The 8,978-nt window shown below is 56.5% G+C and carries 9 protein-coding genes; all 9 read right to left on the bottom strand.

The window, feature by feature from the left end; genetic code table 11:
* Positions 1-136: 136 nt before the first annotated feature.
* Positions 137-940 carry a SapC family protein gene (locus tag HOP58_RS14845; RefSeq protein WP_035591305.1) on the bottom strand — a complete coding sequence of 268 codons (804 nt, stop codon included), beginning with the start codon at positions 938-940 and terminating at the stop codon, positions 137-139.
* Positions 941-1,014: 74 nt separating this feature from the next.
* Complete coding sequence (locus HOP58_RS14840; protein WP_234254087.1) at positions 1,015-2,397, bottom strand: TolC family outer membrane protein; 1,383 nt, start codon at positions 2,395-2,397, stop codon at positions 1,015-1,017.
* 128 nt (positions 2,398-2,525) lie between these two features.
* Complete coding sequence (locus HOP58_RS14835; RefSeq protein ID WP_234260762.1) at positions 2,526-3,530, bottom strand: AraC family transcriptional regulator; 1,005 nt, start codon at positions 3,528-3,530, stop codon at positions 2,526-2,528.
* Positions 3,531-3,762: 232 nt separating this feature from the next.
* Complete coding sequence (locus HOP58_RS14830; RefSeq protein WP_234260761.1) at positions 3,763-5,148, bottom strand: amidase; 1,386 nt, start codon at positions 5,146-5,148, stop codon at positions 3,763-3,765.
* Positions 5,141-5,356, bottom strand: a complete 216-nt coding sequence (locus HOP58_RS14825; RefSeq protein WP_234260760.1) for a hypothetical protein — start codon at positions 5,354-5,356, stop codon at positions 5,141-5,143. The genes HOP58_RS14830 and HOP58_RS14825 overlap by 8 nt, the downstream gene beginning before the upstream one ends.
* A 1-nt stretch (position 5,357) precedes the next feature.
* Positions 5,358-5,990, bottom strand: a complete 633-nt coding sequence (locus HOP58_RS14820) for an N-carbamoylsarcosine amidohydrolase (RefSeq protein ID WP_234260759.1) — start codon at positions 5,988-5,990, stop codon at positions 5,358-5,360.
* A 30-nt stretch (positions 5,991-6,020) separates the two neighbouring features.
* Positions 6,021-7,331, bottom strand: a complete 1,311-nt coding sequence (locus HOP58_RS14815; protein ID WP_234260758.1) for a TRAP transporter large permease — start codon at positions 7,329-7,331, stop codon at positions 6,021-6,023.
* Positions 7,332-7,364: 33 nt separating this feature from the next.
* A complete protein-coding gene (locus HOP58_RS14810) occupies positions 7,365-7,877 on the bottom strand; it encodes a TRAP transporter small permease subunit (RefSeq protein ID WP_010628725.1) in 513 nt (170 codons plus the stop codon).
* Between the two features lie 91 nt (positions 7,878-7,968).
* Entirely contained in the window at positions 7,969-8,946 is a 978-nt protein-coding gene (gene dctP / locus HOP58_RS14805) for a TRAP transporter substrate-binding protein DctP (RefSeq protein ID WP_234260757.1), read from the bottom strand.
* Positions 8,947-8,978: the final 32 nt, after the last annotated feature.

Here is an 8,978-nt window from a genome sequence, read left to right as displayed (position 1 = left end):
TTCCGCTACGTAGTCAAACCGCTATGCGAAAACGGGCTGCCACTCATGCCGACGCGCGGCACACCTCTTTCGCATAGCGCCTCACATGGCGCCTGCTAGAGGCGGCTCGCGTATCGCACGCGAGCCGCCATCGGCATCAATGCACCGGTTTCTCGTCGGTATCGCTCTGGCTTACCGCCTCATCGGCGGGATCGCCCTTGCTCAGTGCTCCCACGCGGGAACCGCCGCGCGCCAAGCGGCTCAGACGATTGAAGTTACGCATCGACTGCAGGTGCACGTAGAGCAGTTCCAGCTCATCGGTGGCCAGCATGCTCTTCAAGGCATCTTCCGGCAGCGCCTTGAGCTTCTGGCGATTCACCGCCTTGAAGCCGGTCAGCGTGCGCTTGCCGCCTTCGGGCAGGCTGATCTGGGCTTCCACCGCCTCCAGCAGGTCGAGCTCGGCCAGCCGCGCACAGAAGGTGCGGGTGCGCTGGAAGTGCGCCTGATAGTCCTGCAGGAAGTCCAGCACCTTGGCCATGTACTGGGTCTGCTCGCCGTCGCTGTCGAAGAAGCGCTCGCCGCGGCCCTCGGCATTCAGGCCTTCGTAGTCTTCATCGATGCACAGGGTGAACGTCTTGCCATCCTCACTGGAGGCGAACACGAAGGGATAACGACGCAGGAAGGCCGGCACGTACTCGCCACGCCATTGGCCTTCGCCGTCCACCATCAGGTTCGAGTCCTGGTCGATGCCCAGCACCGCTACCGGCAGCACGCTGCCCTCGGCATCGGTGAACACGATCGGCAGGTCGCTTGCCGCCGCGGGAAACTCAGCGGCCATCAGCGGCACCGAATTGACCTGACCGGCAAAACCGAAATCCTTGCCGACCTTGAGAGACAGCTCACCGTGCTTGTCACGGGTGATCGGCTGCACGTTGCGATAGATCAGGAGTTGAGTAGCCAAGTTGGCCTCCTTGCATTGCATCTTGTCGTCGCTCCCCACCCGGCGGTCGGGAGCCGTTGTCGCGCAGGCAGCGCTTACAGGCGGCTGAAGGCCACCAGATCCACTTCTTGACTCATCAGGGCATCGATCTCGGCGAGATCCTCCCTGTTGATCACACCCGCCGCATGCTTCAGGCGCAGCACGCTGATCAGGTAGTCGTAGCGGGCACTGGCCAGCTCGCTACGGGCAAAGAACAGGTCACGCTCGGCATCGAGCAGGTCGAGCAGAGGAATCACACCCGACTCGAATCCCACCTGACGGCTCTCGGCGATACGCTCATTGGCACGCAGCGACTCACGCAGCGCTCGCTCGCGTGCCATGGCAGTGACGATGCCCTGATAGCCGGCCCGCACGTTGCGCTGCAATTCACGGCGCACCTGCTCCTGACGCGCCCGACCGGCCTCGATGAGTTGCTCGCCCTCACGCACCTGGGAAGAGACCATGCCACCGCTGTAAACGGGCACGTTCAGACCCAGGCGGATGGTCTGGGTCTCGACCTGGCTGCCACCGCCGAACAGCGACCCTTCGGTATCGTCGTTCTCGTAGTTCAGGCTCAGGCCCAGGGTGGGAAAGTGACCGCCGCGCCGCACCCTCACGTTCTGCATGGCCACGTCCACCGCCAGGCTGGCAGCCTGCAGGCGCGGGTTGCGCTGCAGGGCCAGCTCGGTCCAGGCATCCGGTGAATCCGGCTGGGGGCGCTCCAGTTGCAGGTTGTCGTTGACCAGGCGCAGGCGGCTGGGCAGCAAGCCGGTAACCTCTTCCAGCGCATTCAGTGCATCGCGCAGGCGGTTCTCGACGTCGAGCTCGCGGGCCTCCACCTGCAGGAAACGCGCCTCGGCATCGAGCAGATCGATCTCACGAGCCAGGCCATCCTCGTGGCGTGCACGCACCTGGTCGCGGTTGGTACCCACCTGCTGTTTCTCGGCGCGCAGGAAGCTCAGGTTCTCGTGCAGCGCCAAGGCCGTGAAGTAGCGCTCGGCCACGCGCAAGTAGAGATCCTGACGCGCCGCCTCGAGCTCGGAGGCCGCCTGCTGGATCTCCTGCTTGGCCTGGCTGAAGGCCGCCCAGCGTGAGTAGTCGTACAGCGACTGCTCGATGGAAACACCGTATACGGTGGTGGGATAGGAGGTGCTGCCGCTGTCGAAGACTTCGTTGTCGGAGCTGACGATGTCCTGAGTGATCTCGCTGCGGCTGGCATTGACGCTGACCTGCGGCAACAGCGCCGAACGCGCCTGGTAATAGCGCTCATCGGTGGCCTGCTTACCGTAGAAATCGGCCTGGAACTGAGGGTCGTTGCTGGTGGCCAATTCATGCAGCTGCAATAGGCTGCTGCCCATCGCCAGAGGCGACATCAAGCCGAAGCCAAGCACCACGGCCAGGCGCCGAAGGGGAAGGGTCCCGCGTACCTTCATTGTCATGTTGCTCCTACTGCGCACTCGACGCGGTCACAGCCACGTCGCATTATCGTTTTACTTATGCTTGCTGCTTTGGCATGAGCCTATCAGCACACTTTTTTCTTATCTTCCACTCAGCGTCACATCGACGCCTAAACACTCACCCTCATAGCAGAGGCATCAGCGCCAGCCTCGGCACGCGCCTCGGTGGGCGTCGTGTCGAACTGCTGCTTGAAGGCCCGATAGAACCAGGAAAGGTTGTTGAAGCCGGAAGAAAAAGCGATCTCGCTGACGGCTCTTTGCGCAAAGCGCGGATCCGTCAGCCGCCGCCACGCCAACTGCAAGCGCAGCGTCAACAGGTAATCGGTGAAGGTGGTGTGCTCATGCCGGAAAAGCGCCCGCAGGTAGCCTGGTGAAACACCGTGCCGTTTGGCCATGTCGGTCAGCGTGAGATCACCACGGCCGGCAAGAGCGAACATATCGGCCTTGATAGCACGCAGCCTCGCCTCACGCAGGCCACGGCCTCGGGCACGGCGGTCTGCCTCCGGCGTCGCCCCAAGGCACAGCACCGCCAAATCGGTCATCTGTTCGGTCAGCGCGACAGGATCCTGCTCGGCCTGTGACGCCCTGCCCGTGGTAAGCGCCAGCGCCAATTGGGCCAGGTGACCCAGCGGCTCGCAACGCAACACCTTGTTCACTGCGGGCCGCATGTCCTGGTTCAGCAGCGGCGACAATAGTTGGCGTGAAAAACCGATGCTGAGAAAGCGTGCCCGCGAGCCATGGAAAGCGACCTGGCCAGGAAGCTCGTTGAACCCCAGACACCCTTCTCCGGCGCGGCAGGTCGCCTCACCCAGCCTGGGTTGTGAAGAGGTCCAGCCGCCCTGCCCCGAGGGGTTCAGCAGAAAAGAGAGATCGTCATTGCCGTCGGCAAGGTTCGTCAGCTCACGCTGGGCAATCAGAGGGGAACATTCGACGCTGGCAATGGAAACGCCCGGCAGCAGCCGGATACGCGCCTCGATCTCGGGGGGCTGCCCATGGGGGACCGCCAACTCGACGTTGGCAACGGCCGCATAGAATTCGCGTGCCGCATCGAGACGCTCGCGCTCGGAGTACTCTCTACTGGCAAATGAGATCAGGGCCATGGTCAGCTTGTTCACCGTCAGGAAGCCAGCCGAAGGTATCAGGCAAACGTGACGCTTGAGCGACACTTACCACGCACCCAACCAGCATTTGTCATCATTGTTATGAGCTGAGCGACCTAGTTTTCTTAGGTCTTAGCTATTATAGACATGACCGCGGTCAAGTAAACGCTTTGTTACAAAACTCTTGGCCCATCGCCCCATCGCCACCCACCAGATCGCCAGATCACCGGGGATGGCGCCTGGCGGCTCAGGCAACCTGCGCAACGAGATTACGTATGCCAGATACCTTTTCATGAGCGTGAGCCAAGCCCAGCAACGTCGGCTCATCGAAAGGCCTACCAATGAGCTGAAAGCCGACCGGAAGGTCGTTGGGGCAAAATCCACACGGTAGAGACACTGCCGGGAGCCCGAGGTAATTCGTCAACCGGGTGCAATGACTCAAATCCGAAATCATACTTGTCGATTCGAGCGAATGCCCAAGGTCCGTCTCTTCCAGCGTCGGGGTTGGCCGCCGAAGCACAGGGGTATGCAGAACGTCGCATTGGCTCATCACGTCTTTCATGAATCGCTTGAAATAGAGGCCCCTGAGCTGCTTTGCCTGAACGTAAGCCGCTGCGGGAATGAAGAAGCCGTGTAATAACCGGGCCCGTGTCTGCTGGCCGTAACTTGCCTCGTGCCTGGCGAAGCGCTCCGCATGATAGGTGGCAGATTCAGCCCCCAGAATGATGTAGGACAAACTGGTGAGTTCCTGATGATCGGGCACCTTGACCTTGACCAGCTTGCAGCCGAGCCGTTCGAGCCGCAACAGGCTTGCTTCCATCAGCGACTCGATCACAGGGTCTATATCGTCATAGTAGTAATTCTCAGGGATGCCGACGCGCAGACCTTTGACATCGCTTTCCAAACGACAGGAAAAGCGTGCAGCCTCTCCTTCCCCCGCCGATGCAAGGCAGTCCATCATCAACGCGACATCCTCTGCAGTGCGGCCAATCGGCCCGAAGCAGTCGAGCGAACGCGACATCGGCATGGCGCCATCACTGCTCAGTAATGCATGCGTCGGTTTCAGGCCAACGGCACCACAAGCGGCAGCCGGTATGCGAATCGAGCCTCCCGTATCGGAGCCCAATGCTGCAAAAACAGCACCGGCAGCGACAGCAACCCCGGAGCCACCGGATGAACCTCCTGAGATATACGCCGAATTCCAAGGATTGCGACAAGGGCCGAAATGATCGTTATGTCCCGTCGCGCCAAAAGCGAACTCAGACATGTGGAGGCTACCAATCTGCACCGCTCCCGAGCGGTCAAGCTCAGCAAGCAGGTGAGAAGTCGCTTTCGGCACTTGGGCCAGCTCAGGTGACGACCCATAAGAGCAAGGCATACCCTTGCGATGAAACATATCCTTGTGGGCCAATGGGATACCCGCCATAGGGACTTTTCCATGAGCAGAACGGCAATCTGCCGCTCGTGCCGAACTCAAGGCAAACTCTTCCTCTATGCGAGTGAAGCAGTTCGTTACCCGATTGATGCGGCGAGCCGCCTCGAGGCTCGCCGAGACGAGTTCGACACACCCGATCCTTCTTTTCAAAACGGCTGCAGCGGCCTCCTTCAATGTCCACTTCATCGGATCATTCATTGCGGCCCCCATGAACCTTGGACTCTTCTATCAAACGATCGAAATCCCCTACTTCCTCAGCATCTTCACCAGCCACTGAGCAACAGGAATAATCGATAGCGCCAAGCACCCGAGCAAGTACTTCAGAAGTCCGCTCGACATCGCCCTTTCGAGGCTCAACCCCGGTCAGGAGCATGAAATTTCGTTCGACATAATCGCTATAGAGCATGTCATTTTCGCTCCTCGAAGTATCGCATCACCTCACTCATGCTCATGACATCGCCATACTTGGCATGAATATCGAACAGATTTGCCTCATGTGGATTCTGATGCCTGTCTCCCACGCACTCACGAGGAACGACCACACGAAACCCATATGAGATGGCGTCGACCACGGTGGCACGAACGCATCCGCTCGTTGAGCAACCGGTAATGACAACCGTATCGATCCCCTGAGCAACTAGAATCGAAACAAGAGGCGTACCAAAAAAGGCGCTTGGATATTGTTTTCGCAAGACAGTCTCGCCTTGAGCAGGCAAGACATTTTCATCGAATTGCGAATAAACACTGCTCTCCGTCATCTGGCGGAGAACAGGCAATTTCTTTATGAACACTCCGCCATCAGCCCCATCCTCCGAAAAGACAACACGGGTATGGATGACTGGAATTTCGCATCGACGCGCACATTTATATAATGTCTCCGCATGATTGATCGCCTCGACGACACCTTCCGCATACAGCCCACTATCAGGAAGTGTATAAGCCTTCATGAAGTCTATTGCCAGTACAGCCGAAGCATTACCGAAACCGGTCGAACCATTGAAGGTGTCGCGGTAATTTTCCTGAAGATTGTCGTTCGTCATTTTTCTTCTCCGTTGATCATAACATGCTTATCACAACATGCCCGGCAACCAAGTCACCAAGGCGGGGAACATGGCAATGATCACCATGGCCAGAATAAAGACACCCACAAAAGGCCAGGCGGCAGCATAGAGGTCACTCACTTTTAGTTCAGGTGCCGCCGCCTTGAAAGCAAACAAAACATAGCCAAACGGTGGAGAAAAACCACCTATAGTCACATTGATGAGAAACAGAACCCAGAACCACAGCGGATCGAATCCCAACGCGGCTATGACAGGCGCATAGATGGGAATAATGACGATACTAATCGCTATTTGGTCCATGAACATACAGAAAATAAATGGTATCAACATCATGATAAACAGCATGACAAGCGGATCCAGAGAAGTCGCAACGGAGAGTTGAGCTATGGCAGATGTTGCACCACTCAAAGAAAGCAACTGGCTGAACAGCTTTGAACTGGCCATGATGATCAGGATGACGGCCGAAACTGCAGCAGCAGACTGCACAGACTCAAGAATCATCCTAAAGGAAAGTTTCTTGTAATAAGCAGCCGCAAGTAGAGCCCCTACCACTCCGGAAGCTGCCGACTCTGAAGGAGTGGCGATCCCCAGCAGAATGAATCCCATCACGAAGAAAATAATGACCGAGAAAGGTAGCAATTGAATGACGGCAACAACCTTATCCTTGAAACTCCTTACGGGCACATCATGCTGGGAAGCCTGGCCAGCCAATCCAGGGTTGATTGCAATGCGGACGGACGTATACAAGAGAATCAGGCAAGCGATGATGAGCCCAGGTATTATACCTGCAATGAGAAAGCGTGATATCGAGATATTGGCCAACATGCCGATGACAATGATAAGCACGCTAGGCGGTATGATAGGCGCCAGGTTTGCCCCACCCAGAATGGCCCCGATAGATAGTCGTCGGTCGCTACCCCTGGCAAGCATCTGAGGAAGAAGGGATCGCCCCAGCATCGCCACGACCCCCATAGCAGCCCCGGACAGAGCCCCAAAGATCGTTCCCAGTGCAGCCGAAAGAACAAAATCGCGACCCTTCACACGCCCAATCAGCGTATCGGTCGAGCGAAAGACGGCATCGGTAGCTCCCGAACGGAACAAGACCTCACCCATTAAAATAAAAAGTGCTATGGTAGCAAGAGACGAAGAAGCAAGCGTATCGTAAATGCTGTTGGTAAATATACTGAACCCACGCCCGCCGAAGAAGTACATTGCTCCAACCAGATTTGTGAATAGAAATGCCACAAATACGGGAACGCCGAGCACAAACAGGAAGAGAAGAATCCCCAAACCTGCAAGCAAGATCTGTAGCCATTCCATACTTACCTCCTTTGTTGAATTTTTTATAAGGCCTCAAAGATCTCGACTCGCCAAAGAGCTCTTCAACTCCATGACACTAGCTCGAAAGAAATATACCCCTGAACTCATCAGGCCATACGAGATAACAGCGCTCATCCACCACCTGGGAACCGACATCACCGCCATGGTTCTGATACCACGATCGTATTGGCGCATGGCTTCCTCGAAGGCATACCAACCTGCCCATATACAAGCTATGGTGGCCAGTAAAAACAACAGTGAATTGAAAAAGCCCCTAGCCCTATCCGACAAGGCATCTTTAATGAAGGTTATCTCAATATGGGCCCGCTCCCGCGTCAACCTCGGGGCCAAAAGAAAGGTCGAAAAGAGCAGAAAATACCCTGTAAAATCGTTGATCCACTGAGTAGGGCTGCGAAAAAAATAACGCGCCGTAATTTCATAGCAAAACATGAGCAAGATAGCAAACAAGGCCAGCACACCAAGCCAGTAGCCTATATCCGTTATCGCATCGTGCGTCTTGCCAAGGCCAGAGTATATCTTATTCATTTCACCTCAGCCCTCTGATGCTTGATTCTAAATCGTCACTGGCCACGCATCAGGCGGCCAGTGACGATGAACTCCTTTCGTGGTTTGACTTTCAGGGGGTAAGGCCAGCCTCACGGGCGAGTTCGCGCATGCTTTCGGCAGGCTCTCCCGAAATACGAATAGCCTCTTCCCATAAGCCATCTGCAAATGCCTGATCGAGCATTTGCTGCTGCTCCTCACCCAGGTAAGTGAGCTCTGCACCCACCCCCTCCATCAACTCCGTTTCTTCAGCGATGAGGCCGTCATAATGAGCAAGCGAGACATCCTCCAACTCACGCCCAATTTCCAAAAACGCCGCTTGGTCCTCTTCGGGAATTTCTGCCCAGTAGTCTTCATTGAAGACCACCATCAAGCTGGTTACCCCGAAGCCGGGCCGAACCAGGTAGGGCAGTACTTCGTGCAGCCCAATTTGGTAATTACCGAAAATATTGTGACCAGCACCCTCGATCACACCACGTTCTGCAGCGGTATAAATTTCCGAGACAGGCATCACAGCTGGGGATCCGCCAAAGGCACGGATGGGGCCATGGTAGGTCAGCGTGCCACGAATGATACGGCCTTCACACCCACCATCATCCCCGATAGGATCGGTCAACATGAAATGGTAACCAGGATTGGCGGAGGGAAACGAGATCATCCGAACATTGTGTGTCAGGTAGTAGTCCTGATAGGCCTCCCAGATGCCTGACTCCCGGCGCGCTTGCGGGTCCGCATCAATGGCGTCGGCAGCCAGCCCCACGCCAGTGACTCCGGTATGATACGGTCCAGTCGAGAGCGCCATCGGGAAAACACCGGAGCTCACCGGGTCGAATTGCTCGAACCCGGGGATTGCGTCCTCGCCAACCAGGCGTATCTGATAACGACCATCGAACTTCTCATCGACCATTTCGACAAACAGGTGAGCAATGTCGTTCAGGGCATGATTGGTCGGAAAGGGAACGAGCATTTGGTAGCTATTGGCTTGTGCCGTTGCTACACCACTCAAGCCAACGGCGACAGATACTGCGGCAACAATAGACAATTTTTTCATTGTTATCTCCCGGGACAAGTTACTTTTTATGC

The organism is Halomonas sp. MCCC 1A11062 (genome assembly GCF_021404355.1).
In the GTDB taxonomy this organism is placed as follows: domain Bacteria; phylum Pseudomonadota; class Gammaproteobacteria; order Pseudomonadales; family Halomonadaceae; genus Halomonas; species Halomonas aerodenitrificans.
This window is presented reverse-complemented; position numbering and strand designations above follow the sequence as displayed.